16 protein-coding genes are annotated in these 14,800 nt (G+C 34.3%); 4 read left to right on the top strand and 12 right to left on the bottom strand.

Translation table 11 applies throughout. The features are described 5' to 3' along the window. Positions 1–9 precede the first annotated feature (9 nt). From B8955_RS03685 to B8955_RS03675, 3 genes are read right to left on the bottom strand one after another with little or no spacing between them, the layout of a single operon-like run. The gene (locus B8955_RS03685; protein ID WP_084098694.1) at positions 10–897 is read right to left on the bottom strand and encodes an RluA family pseudouridine synthase; all 888 of its coding nucleotides are present in this window, start codon (positions 895–897) and stop codon (positions 10–12) included. A 21-nt stretch (positions 898–918) separates the two neighbouring features. Continuing rightward, complete coding sequence (locus tag B8955_RS03680) at positions 919–1,728, bottom strand: NAD kinase (RefSeq protein ID WP_084098692.1); 810 nt, start codon at positions 1,726–1,728, stop codon at positions 919–921. A gap of 14 nt (positions 1,729–1,742) precedes the next feature. Further along, entirely contained in the window at positions 1,743–2,363 is a 621-nt protein-coding gene (locus B8955_RS03675; RefSeq protein WP_273310604.1) for a GTP diphosphokinase, read from the bottom strand. A gap of 234 nt (positions 2,364–2,597) precedes the next feature. Here B8955_RS03675 and B8955_RS03670 point away from each other — a divergent pair, with 234 nt between their 5' ends. Beyond that, positions 2,598–3,185 (top strand): CYTH domain-containing protein, encoded by a 588-nt coding sequence (locus tag B8955_RS03670; protein WP_084098689.1) that lies wholly within the window; start codon positions 2,598–2,600, stop codon positions 3,183–3,185. Positions 3,186–3,285: 100 nt separating this feature from the next. Continuing rightward, positions 3,286–3,984: a DsbA family protein gene (locus B8955_RS03665; protein ID WP_084098686.1), complete on the top strand. Its 699-nt coding sequence runs from the start codon at positions 3,286–3,288 to the stop codon at positions 3,982–3,984. 51 nt (positions 3,985–4,035) lie between these two features. On the opposite strand, the gene pepF is transcribed toward B8955_RS03665, so the two are convergent. The 3 genes from pepF to trpS form a co-directional block, all read right to left on the bottom strand. After that, positions 4,036–5,832: an oligoendopeptidase F gene (gene pepF, locus B8955_RS03660; protein ID WP_084098682.1), complete on the bottom strand. Its 1,797-nt coding sequence runs from the start codon at positions 5,830–5,832 to the stop codon at positions 4,036–4,038. A 66-nt stretch (positions 5,833–5,898) separates the two neighbouring features. Beyond that, positions 5,899–6,954, bottom strand: coding sequence for a competence protein CoiA (locus B8955_RS03655; protein WP_084098679.1), 1,056 nt, complete (start codon positions 6,952–6,954; stop codon positions 5,899–5,901). A gap of 70 nt (positions 6,955–7,024) precedes the next feature. Then, on the bottom strand, positions 7,025–8,005 hold the full coding sequence (gene trpS / locus B8955_RS03650; RefSeq protein ID WP_200804260.1) for a tryptophan--tRNA ligase: 981 nt from the start codon (positions 8,003–8,005) through the stop codon (positions 7,025–7,027). A gap of 209 nt (positions 8,006–8,214) precedes the next feature. Between trpS and spxA the strand changes: the two genes are divergently transcribed. Beyond that, positions 8,215–8,610: a transcriptional regulator SpxA gene (spxA, locus tag B8955_RS03645; protein ID WP_084098673.1), complete on the top strand. Its 396-nt coding sequence runs from the start codon at positions 8,215–8,217 to the stop codon at positions 8,608–8,610. Positions 8,611–8,687: 77 nt separating this feature from the next. Here spxA and B8955_RS03640 read toward each other — a convergent pair whose 3' ends face one another. Beyond that, positions 8,688–9,419 (bottom strand): glucose 1-dehydrogenase, encoded by a 732-nt coding sequence (locus B8955_RS03640; protein WP_084098670.1) that lies wholly within the window; start codon positions 9,417–9,419, stop codon positions 8,688–8,690. Between the two features lie 228 nt (positions 9,420–9,647). On the opposite strand from B8955_RS03640, the gene B8955_RS03635 reads away from it, so the two are divergent. Next, positions 9,648–10,346: an adaptor protein MecA gene (locus tag B8955_RS03635; RefSeq protein ID WP_084098667.1), complete on the top strand. Its 699-nt coding sequence runs from the start codon at positions 9,648–9,650 to the stop codon at positions 10,344–10,346. Positions 10,347–10,397: 51 nt separating this feature from the next. Here the strand turns inward: B8955_RS03635 and B8955_RS03630 are convergent, their stop codons facing one another. The 5 genes from B8955_RS03630 to B8955_RS03610 all read right to left on the bottom strand — a co-directional run bounded on the left by B8955_RS03630 (position 10,398) and on the right by B8955_RS03610 (position 14,691). After that, complete coding sequence (locus tag B8955_RS03630) at positions 10,398–11,417, bottom strand: lipoate--protein ligase (protein WP_084098664.1); 1,020 nt, start codon at positions 11,415–11,417, stop codon at positions 10,398–10,400. Between the two features lie 72 nt (positions 11,418–11,489). After that, entirely contained in the window at positions 11,490–12,008 is a 519-nt protein-coding gene (locus tag B8955_RS03625) for a GNAT family N-acetyltransferase (RefSeq protein WP_084098661.1), read from the bottom strand. A gap of 53 nt (positions 12,009–12,061) precedes the next feature. Continuing rightward, positions 12,062–12,946 (bottom strand): MetQ/NlpA family ABC transporter substrate-binding protein, encoded by an 885-nt coding sequence (locus B8955_RS03620; protein ID WP_084098658.1) that lies wholly within the window; start codon positions 12,944–12,946, stop codon positions 12,062–12,064. 18 nt (positions 12,947–12,964) lie between these two features. After that, positions 12,965–13,639 (bottom strand): methionine ABC transporter permease, encoded by a 675-nt coding sequence (locus B8955_RS03615; protein ID WP_084098655.1) that lies wholly within the window; start codon positions 13,637–13,639, stop codon positions 12,965–12,967. Beyond that, complete coding sequence (locus B8955_RS03610) at positions 13,639–14,691, bottom strand: methionine ABC transporter ATP-binding protein (RefSeq protein WP_084098652.1); 1,053 nt, start codon at positions 14,689–14,691, stop codon at positions 13,639–13,641. Before B8955_RS03610 ends, B8955_RS03615 begins: the two co-directional genes overlap by 1 nt. Positions 14,692–14,800: the final 109 nt, after the last annotated feature.

The raw sequence follows: 14,800 nt of genomic DNA, 5'->3' as shown, positions 1-14,800 counted from the left end.
CCTCACATTCTAATTAATTGTATTAAATGGCAATAAGTCTTCAGGTAACGGCGCGGTAATATAAATGGTTTCCTTAGTGATAGGATGATTGAAAGATAGACTTTTGCAATGCAATGCTTGACGATGCATTGTCGGTCGCAATGGTCCTCCATATAAATCGTCACCAATCAATGGCGCTCCTTCATATGCAAAGTGTACCCGAATTTGATGGGTGCGCCCAGTATGCAATTGAACTTGGTACTGATAACTGTCTTGAAGTTGACCTTTTAACCAATACTCAGTTAACGCTGGCTTGCCATCTGAAGTCACTTGTCTCTCAATAATGGAATGCGGAGATCGACCAATAGGTTCATCAATATAGCCATGTTTGTCCTGATTTATTGGCTGCTCAGTAAATGCCCAATATTGCTTAACTATGCGTTGGCTCTGTAATTCACGATCGATTAACCCATGAGCATAAGCATGTTTTGCAAATAGCATAACGCCACTTGTATCACGATCTAATCGCGTAACGACATGTATCACTTGATTTTTATATTGTTGCTTTTGGTAATACGCTTTTAACATATTGGCAAGCGACCCTTGAGGATTATACTGAGATGGTATAGAGGTGAAACCTGCTGGCTTATTAATTGCAATATAGTGATCATCCTCAAACAAAATGTCGATCTCTTTATCAATAGGTGTAATAATATCTTGAGTTCCTTCTGGAGGTAAATAGACAGTGACAAGGTCATCTATTTTTAAAGGAGTTTTTACAGTAGCCGGTTCGTGATTGACTAACAAGTGTCCCCCATGAAATTTAATCCGCACTAATAAGCGTCTAGATATTCCTTGTTGCTGTAAAAACTTCTTTAGTCGTTGTTCTTTTTCTACTCGCCATTCAAATTTTAGCATCTTTATTGCTCCTAAATTTCATTATCCACCAATAAAACTATTTTTGACACGATTCCAAAAGTGAGTATGCCGATAGCGAGCAAAATGAACGCGTTCTTTGGCTACTTGAAATTGAATTTCCACAATTTCTTCTCCTGGATATGTTTCCTGATCAACTGCTAACATCACACCACTCATTTCGTCTGTTTGCGGATATAAACGGATATACTCATCAGCTGGTATTAACATCGAGCTACTCAATGTCCGATAGACACGATTATTGAGTGAAGCAATTTCAGTTAGTTGAATCGCATCAAGTCGTGGATGAATCACTGCACCACCTAATGACTTGTTTAGCCCCGTTGATCCTGTTGGAGTAGAAATACATAATCCATCCCCTTTAAACAGCTCAAATAGACGATCTTTAATGTAAACTTCAGTAGTCATCGTACCTTCGTACCGCCGTAAAGCTGCTTCATTTAGCGCAATATGGTGCTGTTTTGATCCGTCTTTTAATTTAACGTTAACTTCTAATAAAGGATAGGAAATACTATCAAACGCTTCATTCGTTTGCTCTTCTCGTAAAGCTAGTAAGAAATCATCTAATTCTTCAACAATCCAATCCGTATAAAATCCTAAATGTCCCGTATGGATTCCTACAAAGCGAATATGATCTAGTTGGTCTTCATAACGATGAAAAGCTTGTAATAATGTGCCGTCCCCGCCAACAGAAATCACCATATCAGGAGACTGATCATCTATGGTTAAACCTTGACTTTGACACGCTGCTTGGATTCTTTTTTTTACTTGTTGAGAGGGTTTATGGGTACTAGTAATAATTGCTGCTTTCATAACTTACCTCCTTGCTATCCTTTATTAGTTTTAAAATAATCCTGTGCAATTTGAATGTCTTCTCTAATTTCAGACATCTCTTTGTCTAACTGAAAGGCTGCCTCTGCAGCACGTTCCAGCCGTCGATGCAACGTTTTAGGATAGTCTCCCGCATACTTATAATTCAATGAATGCTCAATAGTTGCCCAAAAATTCATCGCTAACGTTCGAATTTGAATCTCAAGTAGAACATGTTGAATCCCATCAATTTTTTCTACTGGATAGCTAATAACGACATGATAAGATCGGTACCCACTTGCCTTTTTATTAAGTATATAATCTCGTTCCGTTACAATTTCAAAGTCTTGACGTTCTCTTAACAATTGAACCACATCATATATATCTTCAACAAATTGACACATTACCCGTAGACCGCCAATATCCTGAACTTCTGTTTCCAAATGATTTTTATCTAAATGACGAACACGAACTTTTTCAGCAATACTCTCTGGTGTCTTTACCCGTCCAGTCACAAATTCAATGGGGGAATGTATATTTTTTCTTGTGTATTCTCGACGAATTCCTTTTAACTTTACTTTTAATTCTTCTACCGCTTGATTATAAGGGGCTAGCATTTCTTCCCATTCGATCGTCACAATTTAGCCTCCGTATCTACCCAATTCCTATTTCTTAACCTCTAAAGACATCCGTTATATTTTACCATCTTCCAAAACGATTTCAAAAATATCTTGCCAATCTCATAAAGTTCATATCGTATTTATGTTAGCAAAATTTAAGATATTTGTGTAAAGGATCAAAATAATTGCAATCTCTTTTTTTTATTTTTAAAATAGTATTTGTGAAATGTTTTTTTAAAGGAGGAAAGTACGATGTCACAAGCACTTGAAATCGAATTTAAAAATATGCTAAGTCCAGATGAGTATCAAACACTCTATCAAGCGTTAAGATGTCGGGATCTTACTCCCATAAAACAAGAAAATATTTATTTTGATACCAAAGATGGGAAACTCGAAAATAAAAAAATTGGCTTAAGAGTTCGCATAACCGATAATTATGTCCATCTTACTATGAAACAACCACACAGAGATGGCAAACTAGAAACAACCGAAAAATTAACTACTGACCAAGGACGAATCATTAAAGAAACTGGGCATATTCCCGTGGCAGGTAAGCTCAAAGATATCTTGAATAAGCAGGATATCGCATTAAATGACCTAATCATTATTGGTCATTTTAAAACGACCCGTTATGAACAAAAATGGCAGAAAAATCTCATTGTTCTTGATCATGTTCAATTCAAACATTTTGAAGATTATGAGTTAGAAATGGAAGTTCCTGAAGTTGAGCAAGGAGCTATTGACTTCCAACAATTACTTGACTACTATAAGATACCTAAACGTGCTTCCAAACAAAAAATTGTACGGATGAAACGTCATCAGCCACTTTATACTTTTTAATCAATATTAACTTTATATTAATTTTGATTCATGATACAATGGTCTACGCTAAAAATCGACAAATAAAAAGTAGCCAGAAAAGAAGAAAGGAGTAGCTGTATTGGCTCAAAACAAACAAACAAATAATAAAACACTTGAGTCAGATGCTCCTCACCACATTTTCGAGTTATTTTTATTTGTAAATCCAATCGGAAAAACTTGTTTAAATTGTGAACGTGAAGTGATGCAATTTGTTCATGACACGGATAAAAAAGTTTATATTCGTTTCATTGCTAGCAACAATTTCCAAGTGTTTAGTAATTCATTAAAAAATAAAGAAAATAAACCGCATTCCTTACATGAGCGTAATGATATGTATTATTCTGCTCATAAAATTGCGATGGCTTTTAAAGCTGGACTGTTACAAGGGCGAAAAAAAGGACGTCGTATGTTAATGAATATGCAAGAACATTTTGGTAAAAAAGGTCATCCTTTCTCACAAGATGAACTTATTCGAATTGTTAAGCAAGATCAAACGCTAGATTTAGATATGTGGTTAGAAGATATTTCTTCTCCTTTAACGCTAAGTAGTTATCAAGATGATCAAAAACTAACGAAGCAAATGTCAATCGAAACGACACCAACGTTGGTTATCTTTGACAATTATAACTATCAATATGGTTTAAAAATTGATCGTGATATTACCGCTAAAAATATTGAAAAAGTTATCAATCATATGTATGAGATGTCTAAAACTGACTATCATAATCAACCGAGACAAAAAGCAAACCTTCGATGTATTTCGAAAACAAGTAAATAATTTACTAATTAAAAAAGGTGTGAGTCAATATCGACTCACACCTTTTTGTTGTTATTGATTTAAACGGTCTTTTAATTCAGCTAAGCGCTCAGTAAATTGATCCATAGCCTCTTCAATATATGTTGAATTTGTCATATCAACGCCTGCTTTTTTCATAACCTCAATTGGATAATCACTTGATCCAGATTGTAAGAAAGTTAAGTAACGATCCCTTGCTTCAGTATCTCCACTAGCAATATGTTTTGCTAAACTATTTGCTGCTGAAAAACCTGTTGCATATTGATAAACATAATAATTCATATAGAAATGAGGAATTCTAGACCACTCATATTGAATCGTACGATCTTCTCCAACAGCAGGACCATAATATTTTCTATTTAAATCATAATAAGCATTAGATAGGAATTCTGCACTTAATGGTTGCCCTTTCGCATCAGCTTCATGCATAAATTGTTCAAACTCAGCAAATTGCGTTTGACGGAAAATCGTTCCTTTAAATCCATCCAAATAATGATTTAAAATATAAATTTGGGTATCTTTGTCTTGAACATTTTTTAGTAAATAATCGGTTAATAGATTTTCATTCGTCGTTGATGCAATTTCAGCCACAAAAATTGAATAATCTCCATAAACATATGGTTGATTTTTTTGTGAGTAATAAGAATGCATTGAATGGCCTAATTCATGAACTAACGTATATAAGTCATTCAATGAATCTTGCCAGTTTAATAACACATAAGGCATCGTATCATAAGCTCCTGATGAATAAGCACCAGAACGTTTACCGATATTTTCATAAACATCAATCCAACCATCAGAGAATGCTTGTTTTAAATCGTTTAAGTATTGTTCCCCTAGTGGCGCTAATGCTTTGAAAACAATGTCTTTCGCTTCATCAAAAGTAAATGATAATGGTGCTTCTCCTGTTAATGGTGTATACATATCCCACATTTCCAGAGTATCTAAATTTAACATTTCTTTACGTAAGCCAACATATTCATGAAGTAGTGACGTATGTTTAGAAACTGTCTCAACCAAAGTATCATATACTGAAACTGGAATATTATTTTGAGCTAAAGCAGCTTCTCTCGCACTATTGTAATGTCTGGTATTAGCAATAAAATTATGATGTTTAATATTCCCACTCATCATTTGAGCGATGGTATTAATATAATTATCATATTGCGCATATAAGGTTTTAAATGCATTTTCGCGAACGTCACGGTCTTTATTTTCTAACAATACCCCATACGTGCCATGAGTTAGCTTAATAGGCTGTCCATCCGTATCTTTTACTTCGCCAAATTTTAAATCAGAGTTGTTAAAAATAGCAAACGTTTGACTGGCATTATCAAATACTTCACTCGCTCCAGCTAATAAATGCTCTTGTTCAGGCGCAAGAACATGGTCTTTAGTAGCTAATAATTCTTCAAAGAAATGGCCATATTCTTCATCTGCTAATAATTGATCTAAAATCTTTTGATCAAGATGAATGACTTCAGGTTCAAACCAAGCCATTTTTTGCCCTGCTTGAGCAGCTAATGATTGCATTTGACTTTGCAAACCTAAATAATAGTTATTTTGCGTATTTTGATCATGTTTTAAGTGTGCATATACATATAATGTTTCTAATTCCCGACTAATTGTCAAAATGGTTTCCAATGCTTTAATTACTTGGTCTGGTCCTTGATCTAAGGTTCCAATATATTGATCAGCATCGTCCATTTTTTGTTTAAATTTATCTAGAGCCTCTTGGAAATCATCATCCGTTTTAAAAATAGCATCAAGTTTCCATTGATATTTCTCATCGATAGCTTCTCTTGGTTTCGCTTCAATAATTTTTCCCATCACAATTCCTCCTTATACTTGACACTATTTTAGCATATCCAATAAAGATTGCATCAATTCTCTCATTTATTTGCCACATTTATCTTGAATTTCTAATGCGTAGCTAATTAATTGTCTTAACCAAGTCCGTGTCATCGTTGGCTGTAATGTTCCATACGGTAAAAGATATGATTGGTTAACAAGAAACTGATAATAATACTCAAAATCATTCAGGGACAACTGTTGAAATTCAATCAATACTAGCACAATAATTTCCCAATCTTTATATATTGTAAATATACTTTGTCCTTGTAAACTTAAATAGGGACAGGCAACTTGCGCAAATATCATTTTATTCATATAACACGCTTCAAGTATGAAACGACGCTGTTTATTATGTTGATAACGCGTAATCATCTGTTGCTTTGTTGACGATAATAGTGGTGTATATGGAATCTCTTCTTTATTTAGCTCACCTTTTAAGATTGGTTGCTGAATAATCAGCTGACCATTAATTTGTAAATATTCATCAATAGTGACATACGCATGTAGTGTACATTGCCGATAATAAGAAATAAATTGTAAATAAACCAATTGTCGTTTTTCACACCAAAACGGAACATATAACCCATATTGAGAATGATAATGTAAAAACTGTAAGGCCATGTTAGGAATATGTTGGTTGGGCTTATAATGGATGGACGCCCTTCCTAGCAACCACCTTACTGGAACCTGAGCTTGATAGTAATCTTTCGTTCGCATCGTCAAATCTACCAATGATATAGGCGAATATTGCAATTCAATCGCTAACTTTTGATTACCGACTGTAACATAGATATCAGCACGACGTTGACTCAATTTTATTCTTTCTTCGACATGACAAGAATAGCCATTTCGATATAATAACTCGGCAATTATCAACTTATTTTTTCGATGAAGTTCCCCTTCATTATTAAAAATCGTTTGAGAGGTTTTTGACTGCTTATGGGCAAAATAAGGACGTATTCGTGGTCCTTGCTTAAAAAGTAATGGCTGATGACATTTTGGACAGTAGACAGCTAACTTGACTTGTTCTTTATAACTTTTTCGACTAAATTCTTCAGCACTAATCCACTGCTCTGAGGCTAATTTTGCTAGTTTCATCGTATCTCTCCTTCATTAATAGATACGAAAATAAAAAAGAGACAAGTTTCCTTGCCTCTCTAAATATCAACTAGCGAATTCCCATGACTCTTTCCATTTCAGCTAACGTTTTATTGGCTTCTTCATTGGCGCGTTTAGCCCCTTGTTGAAGAACATCATCTAAAGTATCACTCGTTAATAATTCATTGTATTTTGTTTGCATAGGTTCTAAAACAGCAATCACAGCATCAGCAATATCTTGTTTAAATTGACCGTACCCAGAATCAGCATATGCTTCTTCCAATTCAGAAATCGTTTTGTCAGAAAATGCTGAATAGATACTCAATAAATTGGATACCCCTGGTTTATTTTCTGGGTCATAAGCAATCACTCCTGAAGAATCAGTAACTGCAGATTTCACTTTTTTAAGAATTTTTTTAGGATCATCAAGAACCGAAATAAAAGCTTTTTGGTTGCTATCAGACTTACTCATTTTACTTGTTGGATCTTTTAAGCTCATAATTCGACCACCAGATTTTGGTGTGAAATGAGCAGGTAAGGTTAAAATATCTTCTTTATAACGATGATTGAATCGTTGAACAAAATTACGTGTTAATTCCAAATGTTGCTTTTGATCTTCTCCAACTGGAACGAGATTTGTTTGATATAAAATAATATCAGCAACCATTAATGGCGGATAAGTTAATAATCCAGCCATAACAGATTCTTGTTTTTGTGCTTTATCTTTAAATTGGGTCATTCGTTCTAATTCTCCCAGAGGAGTTAAACATTGGACTAACCAAGCCGCCTTCGTATGGGCTGGTACATCACTTTGAACGAAAATAGTGGCTTTATTAGGATCAATTCCCATAGCTAAATACAGTGCAGCTAATTGTCGAGTTCGTTGTCTTAATGTATCAGGATCTTGTGGAACGGTAATCGCATGTTGATTAACGACACAATAAAAGGCATCGTAATCTTCTTGTAAGTCAATAAATTGTTTCATTGCTCCAACATAATTTCCTATCGTTGGAATCCCACTTGGCTGTACCCCTGAGAAAATTCGTTTCATAATATCGTCCTCCTAAGCTTCCTCATTATAGCATACTATCTCTTAAGTTCTGAAGGCTACTGGATAAAAACCTCAAGTAGTTTCAACATCTACAAATTGAATTCACGAATTTCACAAATTAAAACAATTAGCGCTTATATTGCGATTCTAATTGTGCTATAATGTTTTATATGAAGGTTACTACTAGACACTCAAGAAGGAGAGATACAATGATTAAATTATATACGTCTCCAAGTTGTACTTCATGTCGGAAAGCACGCGCATGGTTAGAAGAGAACAATATCGCTTATAGTGAACGGAATATTTTCCAAGAACCACTATCAGTTGATGAGATTAAGGATATCCTTCGTATGACTGAAGATGGCACGGAAGAAATTATTTCAACTCGCTCAAAAGCTTTTCAAGATCTAGATATAGATTTTAATGAAGTCGGCTTAAATGAGCTGTTTAAATTAATTCAAGAAAATCCTGGCTTATTACGCCGGCCGATTTTAACTGATGAAAAACGCCTTCAAGTGGGTTATAACGAAGACGAGATTCGTCGCTTCTTACCACGCGAAGTTCGTGCAATCGAACTTCAAGAAGCCCTATTAGCTATGGGCTAATAAACGATATGCTAGACAAAACGACCGAGAATTATCTCGGTCGTTTTTGTCGTTCTATGTACTTTTTTGTCACACAATTAAGCCAATAAACCGCCATCTGCTATAAATTCAGAGCCTGTTGAATAGCTTGAATCATCTGATGCTAGGAATAATACCAATTGTGAGATTTCTTCTGGCTCAGCCATTCTTCCTAACGGCAAGGTTTGGACCATTTGTTGGATACGATCATAATGCTCATTATTTTTTACCATTGGCGTATTTATGACGCCAGGATGCACACTGTTCACTCTAATATGATACTTCGCTAATTCTCTTGCTGCTGCTCGAGTCATTCCTCGTACCGCAAATTTTGTATCAGAATAACCAATAGCTCCCCCACTTAAACCATTAATCGAAGAAATATTAATAATGCTTCCTTTTTCTGCTTTTTTCATAGAAGCGACTGTATATTTCATTCCTAGGAAAACCGAAATTTGATTGATATTAACCACTTGTTGATAATCATCTAAACTAGAATATTCTACCGATAATGATGTGGAAACTCCTGCATTATTTACTAAAATACTTATCGGTCCAAAAGCCTCTTCAGCTTTCTTTACAACTTGTTGCCAATCCGTTTCAGAAGAAACATCATGTTTAATAAACATCGCATGATTTCCTAACTCTTTTGCTAGGGCTTCACCCTTTTCACTATCGATATCCGTAATGACAACTTTTGCTCCTTCAGATACAAATAGACGGGCATGCGTCTCCCCCATTCCATTTGCTCCACCAGTAATAATTGCTACTTTTCCCTCTAATTTACTCATAATGCCCTCCATATATGATAATGCTTTCTTATGGGTAATATAGCATATCTTGGAGATAGAGGCAATATCTGATTTCCCACTAAATATTAAGGCGTCCATATGTATTCATTTCTATTACTAGACGTTTTTGATTTAACGTGTTATCATAAGGAATTCCTAATCATTCTTATTTACTATTATCAATTTTTTTATTACACTATAGATGAGTAATAAAGTGGGGTGACTGCTATGGAAATGGAATATATCAACGAAAATTTAATCCGTGTTTATATCGAAACAGGTGATTTAATTGAACGTGGCATTTCCTTTTTAGATTTAATGAGTGATCAAGAAGAAGTTGAAAAATTCTTCATGACAATTTTACAAGAAGTAGACGTTTCTAATGAATTTAAAGATACTGAAGCGATTACTTTCCAAGTTTTACCGAAAAAAAATGGGTTTGACCTATATATTAGCAAAGCCCAAGATGAAAATGGTGAATTTCATCTTGATGCCTTAGAAAAAATTATTAGTGAAGATCAGAAAAGACAAAAACGTACTTCTAAAGGATCAATGGACTCTTCAGATACTGATATGTTAAGTCAATTAAGTGACCGTTTAAATGATGAAAAAAAACGATCTATAAAAGATGACATGAGAGAATATGCTTTCCATTTTGCTTCTTTCACTGATGTGGTCCAATTCGCTAAAGACTTTACTTTTGAAGCTTTTAAAACGAGTCTATATCACTATAAAAATGAATACTACTTAACTTTAAAAGCAGATCATTTATCACCTGAAGATATGACCGAAGCATTAAAAGACTTAGTCATGATGTTTGAATTTAGCACCTTTGCTAATTATAGCGTGCCATTCTTAGAAGAACATGCGGATTGTTTAATTGAGTCTAATGCTGATAAAATTATTAACCAATACTTTACCAAATAATCAAACAAAAAGCGGGCTAACCAAATCGGTTAGCCCGCTTTTAATGATGTATTAGTACATTAAATCGACTAATTGTTCAACCGTTAAATCACCAAAATATTTATTCAAATCAATTTGATTTAACGTATCCGTTAAACTTTCTTTAGTATACTCTGTTCCACGTAATTTATCTTCGACATCACTAATTTCTCCTAATCCAAAGAAATCACCATAAATTTTAATGTCTTTAATATGTCCTTTAGAAATATCAAAATGAAATTCAATTTGACCGGCTGGAGTCCGTCCTTCACGCACTAATTCATAGTCTGGGTCTTCACCATAATTCCAGTCATAATTTCCTGTATATTCTTCACGGAAAGCAATAATATGTTCCCAATCTTCATCAGTTAATTGATATTCTTTAACATCATCTAAACTATCTACATTGTAAATATTTAATAGTAAGTATTCACGGAATTTTTCAATCGTCATATCTTGATATTTTTCATCCATATAAGGTTTAATATTCGTTACACGACTCCGAACGGATTTAACCCCTTTTGATGTTAATTTCTCTTTTTTCGGACGTAATACATTTAAAGTTTCCTCTGTATCGACATCAAACATTAACGTTCCATGAGCTGTCATACGTCCATTTTTACTATACATCGCATTACCAGAGAATTTTTTACCGTCAATTAATAAGTCATTTCGACCTTCTAATTTGGCGCCTTCTACCCCCATTTTATGCAACGCTTCGATAACTGGAGAAGTAAATTTTTTGAAATTACGGAAGGAATCATCATCATCACTTGTAATAAAGCAGAAGCAAATATTTCCATAATCATGATAAACAGCCCCACCACCTGATAATCGACGAACCACTTCGACATTATGTTCGTTTACATAGTCTTGATTAATTTCAGCACGGGTATTTTGGTTTTTACCGATAATAATAGATGGTTTATTGATATAGAATAATAAAATAGGTTCGTCTAATTTTTTTTCATTTAGTAAATAATACTCTATCGCTAAATTGGTTTGTGGATCATAAATCTCTTCACCGTTACGTTCATTTTTTACGTAATACATATCTTCAAGTCCTTTCTCTACAAGAAAACAGTTTCATTAACATTTATAGTCTACCATATTAACTATAAAATATTAAATATTCTTCTCATAAACTAGTCGCAGACCGCCATCCCCTACTATTGTCGTCCCACAATACTTAAAATTTTCTCTCACGATAATATGTTGCATTTTAGAATTATCAGGATGGGTATCAATCCGTAAAATTTGGATATCTTGAGAATGTGCTATCTGTTGAATATCAGAAAACATTTGTTTCGTCACTCTTTTACCTATCACTTTATCACTAACCATTACGCGATGAATCGCAAAATAATCTCCATGGAATGAAAATTTACCACTTTTTAATTGTCGATAATAAGGATCTGTTGATTGCAGAAGTGCAAATCCGATAATTTGATTGTTTAATTCCCAAACATAAGGTTGTGACACTATCGATTGTCTTTCAATAGCCAATTCTAAATCTTGCTTAGTCACAGAATGATTTTGCCATTGGTTAACACCTTGTTGTTTTAAAGCTATGACAGCCTGATGTAATATGTTATCTAAAGTAGGTAAATCGCTCAATTTAGCTAATCGATAAGTGATTGACATGTCAGTTTTCTCCTTTTAATAAAAAATGGAGGTGACGAGCACCTCCAATTATTTTAATTATTTTCTTGAATTTTAGCAAAGTCTTCCGCAATATTATCATTATCAGACCATGCTTTATCGTCAGCACCATCTGTCACTTCTTTTATTTTCTCTTCGGTTTCAGGACTTTGATATTCAGCGACGACTTTTTTCACCCAATCCGCATCTTTATCTTCTGGTTGAACAGCAATCACACATTTATATTGTGCACCCACTTGACTCAAATCATCAGTGTCAACGTAGATACCATCATCGTGAGGGTTAAGTCCAAAATCAACGGCATAATTGGTATTAGCAATTACCACATCTGCATCGTCTAAACTACGTGGTACTTGTGCCGCATCAACTTCTTCAATATCAAGATTTTTATCATTTTTTTCAATATCATCTACAGAAGGGGTAATACCAGCATCATCGTTCACTTCAATTAAACCAGCTGATTCTAATAATAATAGCGCTCGGCCACTATTAGTCGCGTCGTTTGGAATAATGACTTTAGCGTTCTCTTTAATCTCATTAATATCATCTAAGTCATTAGCATATGCTGCCATTGGTGACACATAAGTATAACCTACTGGTGTAATCTCTTTGTCACTTCCTGAAACATAATCATTTAAAAAGGCAAGATGTTGAAAAGCATTTAAATCTAAACTTCCGTCTGATAATCCATTATTAGGTTGGACATAATCATCAAAGACAACAACTTCTAAGTCAATGCCTTCTTTATCTTTTAGACGGTCTGCAACATCTTCCCATACTTCACGTTCAACATCTCCAACGACTCCAACTTTGTGTGTGGCATCATCTGCAGTATTTTCACCTTCGCTATTTTGATTACTACAAGCTCCCAAAACTAATGAAAATAAAACCGCCCCACCAAATTTAACCCATTTTTTCATACCCATTTCCTCCTTAATTTAATGTTCAACTTTTTTCATCATATAATCTGATACTGCTTGCGATATAAATACTAAAACTAAAATAATTAAAGTTGAAACCAAAGTCACATCTCCTTGGAAACGATTATAACCTCGAGTAATCGCTAAATTACCAAGACCTCCGCCACCAATTGTTCCCGCCATTGCTGTAATTCCAATCACATTAATAATTGACAAAGCAGAAACTCGAATGATAGCTGGTAAAGATTCTTTCAAATAAACACGATAAACAATATCCCAAGTGGATAATCCCATTGCCTCAGCTGCTTCAATAACTCCCGGATTAACTTCAACTAACGCATTTTGAATTTGGCGGGCATAGAAAGGGACCGTCGCAAAAACTAAAGGGACGATAGCTGCTGTTGTCCCGATAGATGTTCCCACTATTCCACGAGTAACATTCACTAATAGGGCCATCATAATAACAAAAGGAATAGAACGGAAGATGTTCACAATTTTATCTAATATACTATAAAAAATACGATTCTCTTTTAATCCATTCGGTTGTGTCAATACCAGAATAATTCCAACGATAATTCCCAGAATAAAAGCAATCAGACACGTTAGTACCGTCATATAAATCGTTTCTAAAGTGGCTGTCACAAATTCATCAGGAATGCGCATCACATTTTCAAAATAACTAATAGCTAGCATTATTTAACTCCTCCTTCGTGTGTTGATAATTCAAGGCGTTGAACACTAATTTGTTGATTATCCATATAATCAATTGCTGCATCAATCGCCTCTCTATCACCTCTTAAACTTAAGAGAAGTGTCCCAACTGGTGTGTCTTGAAGAATTTCAACTTGGCCAAATAGAATATTAGGTTGAACACCAAATTTATTAGCTAATGTAGCAATTAAAGCATCCCCTGTACTTGTCCCAGCAAAACTTACTCTTAAAATTTGATCATCGGCATGAATATTTAATAGATGCGCATGCTCAATAACTTTTTTTATTCCTTTTTCAACTGGACTTGCAGATTCAATAAAATCTCTAGTTAACGCATGTTGTGGTTCAGAAAAAATATTAAAAATACTACCTTGTTCAATGACTTTACCACTCTCCATTACTGCTACTCGATCACAAATTTCTTTGATAACGGTCATTTCATGCGTAATGATAACAATGGTAATACCTAGTTTTTGGTTAACACTTTTTAATAATTCCAATATAGACGTCGTTGTTTTAGGATCGAGTGCACTTGTCGCTTCATCACATAGCAAGACATTCGGATCATTCGCTAATGCTCTGGCAATAGCTACACGTTGTTTTTGTCCCCCAGATAGTTGGGACGGATAGGCATTTGCTTTATCATCAAGACCAACTAATTTCAATAAACTTAAAACTTTTTCACTCTTTTCATTTTTTGATAAATGAGAATGTTTCAAAGGGAAGGCAACATTATCAAAAACATTCCGAGCATTCATTAAATTGAAATGTTGGAAAATCATTCCTATTTTTTTACGAACTTGTCGTAATTCTTTCACCGATAATGTCGTTAAGTCTTGCTGGTTTACTTTAACGTGACCTTTAGTAGGTGGTTGCAACATATTAATCGTACGAACTAAAGTACTCTTACCAGCACCTGAGTAACCAATAATTCCAAAAACTTCACCATCGTTAATAGAAAGATTGACATTATCCACTGCATGAATCGGACCTTTATTATCGAAAATTACTGACACATCTTGTAATTCAATCATCGCTTCACTTTCCCTCTATATCAATTTTTACTTTTGATTTCTTAATTGATGTTTTTTATTCTAACAGGCTTTTTATCATTTAAAAAATACTAATAACTTATGACTTGAT

The organism is Aerococcus suis (assembly GCF_900176325.1).
GTDB lineage: Bacteria > Bacillota > Bacilli > Lactobacillales > Aerococcaceae > Aerococcus > Aerococcus suis.
Note: the sequence above shows the minus strand (reverse complement) of the source record. Positions and strands in the feature narration are given on the sequence as shown.

Bases quoted from the DNA above. Each gene is read 5' to 3' on its own strand.
- B8955_RS03630 (WP_084098664.1), bottom strand. From the start codon at position 11,417: ATGTATTACGTAAAAAATGAACGTAACGGTGAAGAGATTTATGATCCA.
- pepF (WP_084098682.1), bottom strand. From the start codon at position 5,832: ATGGGAAAAATTATTGAAGCGAAACCAAGAGAAGCTATCGATGAGAAA.
- B8955_RS03625 (WP_084098661.1), bottom strand. From the start codon at position 12,008: ATGTCAATCACTTATCGATTAGCTAAATTGAGCGATTTACCTACTTTA.
- B8955_RS03620 (WP_084098658.1), bottom strand. From the start codon at position 12,946: ATGAAAAAATGGGTTAAATTTGGTGGGGCGGTTTTATTTTCATTAGTT.
- B8955_RS03680 (WP_084098692.1), bottom strand. From the start codon at position 1,728: ATGAAAGCAGCAATTATTACTAGTACCCATAAACCCTCTCAACAAGTA.
- B8955_RS03635 (WP_084098667.1), top strand. From the start codon at position 9,648: ATGGAAATGGAATATATCAACGAAAATTTAATCCGTGTTTATATCGAA.
- spxA (WP_084098673.1), top strand. From the start codon at position 8,215: ATGATTAAATTATATACGTCTCCAAGTTGTACTTCATGTCGGAAAGCA.
- B8955_RS03670 (WP_084098689.1), top strand. From the start codon at position 2,598: ATGTCACAAGCACTTGAAATCGAATTTAAAAATATGCTAAGTCCAGAT.
- B8955_RS03610 (WP_084098652.1), bottom strand. From the start codon at position 14,691: ATGATTGAATTACAAGATGTGTCAGTAATTTTCGATAATAAAGGTCCG.
- B8955_RS03655 (WP_084098679.1), bottom strand. From the start codon at position 6,954: ATGAAACTAGCAAAATTAGCCTCAGAGCAGTGGATTAGTGCTGAAGAA.
- B8955_RS03615 (WP_084098655.1), bottom strand. From the start codon at position 13,639: ATGCTAGCTATTAGTTATTTTGAAAATGTGATGCGCATTCCTGATGAA.
- trpS (WP_200804260.1), bottom strand. From the start codon at position 8,005: ATGAAACGAATTTTCTCAGGGGTACAGCCAAGTGGGATTCCAACGATA.
- B8955_RS03640 (WP_084098670.1), bottom strand. From the start codon at position 9,419: ATGAGTAAATTAGAGGGAAAAGTAGCAATTATTACTGGTGGAGCAAAT.
- B8955_RS03685 (WP_084098694.1), bottom strand. From the start codon at position 897: ATGCTAAAATTTGAATGGCGAGTAGAAAAAGAACAACGACTAAAGAAG.